Genomic DNA, 1,333 nt, shown 5'->3' on the forward strand with positions numbered 1-1,333 from the left:
CCCCCTGTGTTAGGCTAGTTGACGCAGGACCTAAAGGATTATAATTATAAAAAGCCTTTAGGGAGGACGTACACATGACTGGCCAACGAGGACATAAATACAGTCCAGAGTTTAAAGAATCCATCATCCGTCGGATGATGCCGCCAGAGAACGCCACCGTAGCCGAATTGTCAGAAGAGACGGGTGTCACTGAGGTGACTTTATATAAATGGAGACGAGAAGCACGGATAAACGGAACCGCAACACCAGGGGACGGGCGTGAATCCGAGCAATGGAGTTCGGAAGACAAGTTTCTTATTGTCATGGAAACCTACGCCATGAATGAGAATGTTCTGAGTGAGTATTGCCGCAAAAAAGGGTTATATCCGGAACAAATTGAAGCATGGCGGGAAGCCTGCCTTCATGCCAACGCTCGACAGACGGCGGAAAGCAAAGAATTAAAGACGGAACTACGCGAGGAGAAAAAACGCAGTAAAAGCCTAGAGAGAGACTTGCGTCGAAAGGAAAAAGCCCTGGCAGAAACCGCAGCCCTTTTGATTTTGCAAAAAAAGGTCCAAGCGATTTGGGGGGAGCCAGAGGACGAATGATCAGTGCCCAAGATCGCAAAACAGCTGTAGAACTGATCAATGAAGCGAACGCGAACGGAGCCAGGGTTTCAAAGGCTTGCAACATACTAAATATATCAAGAAGGACCTATGAAAGATGGAGCAAATCCGGAGATAACATTGCCGACGGAAGATCACGGGCACAGCGTCCCGTACCGAAGAACAAGCTGACGGAAGAAGAGAGACAAGAAGTTCTCAACACCGTCCATCAAAAGGAATACAGTAGTCTGCCCCCATCTCAAATCGTGCCTGACTTAGCCGATAAAGGTGTTTATCTCGCCTCCGAGTCGACCATGTATCGAATCCTCCGAGAATCGGAACAGCAACACCATCGAGGAAGAAGCAAACGGCCGAGCTCGCATCCACCGGAAACACACATTGCGAAAGCCCCCAACCAGGTTTGGTCTTGGGATATTAGTTGGCTTCCCGGTCCTGCCCAGGGTATCTATTATCGGCTGTACTTGATCTTAGACATCTTTAGCCGATGCATCGTTGGATGGGAGATTTGGGAGAAGGAAACCGCAGAATATGCGTCTGAACTGGTTAAAAAAGCAGTCATTTCAGAGAAAATTAAAGGACGACCATTGGTGCTCCATTCGGATAATGGAAGCCCTATGAAGGCATCGTCATTCCTTGTCTTGCTCGAAAAGTTGGGTGTCAGTTCATCCTTCTCAAGGCCTCGTGTCAGTAACGACAACCCGTATTCTGAGTCGTTATTCAGAACTTGC

2 protein-coding genes are annotated in these 1,333 nt (G+C 48.2%); both read left to right on the plus strand.

What is annotated here, in order from left to right:
• The first annotated feature begins 74 nt into the window (after positions 1-74).
• Complete coding sequence (locus GJ688_RS19685) at positions 75-587, plus strand: transposase (protein WP_155478162.1); 513 nt, start codon at positions 75-77, stop codon at positions 585-587.
• On the plus strand, positions 584-1,333 hold a 750-nt coding region (locus GJ688_RS19690; RefSeq protein ID WP_155478163.1), incomplete at its 3' end, for a DDE-type integrase/transposase/recombinase. The genes GJ688_RS19685 and GJ688_RS19690, both read left to right, overlap by 4 nt.

The sequence above is a fragment of the Heliobacterium mobile genome (assembly GCF_009720735.1).
GTDB lineage: Bacteria > Bacillota > Desulfitobacteriia > Heliobacteriales > Heliobacteriaceae > Heliobacterium > Heliobacterium mobile.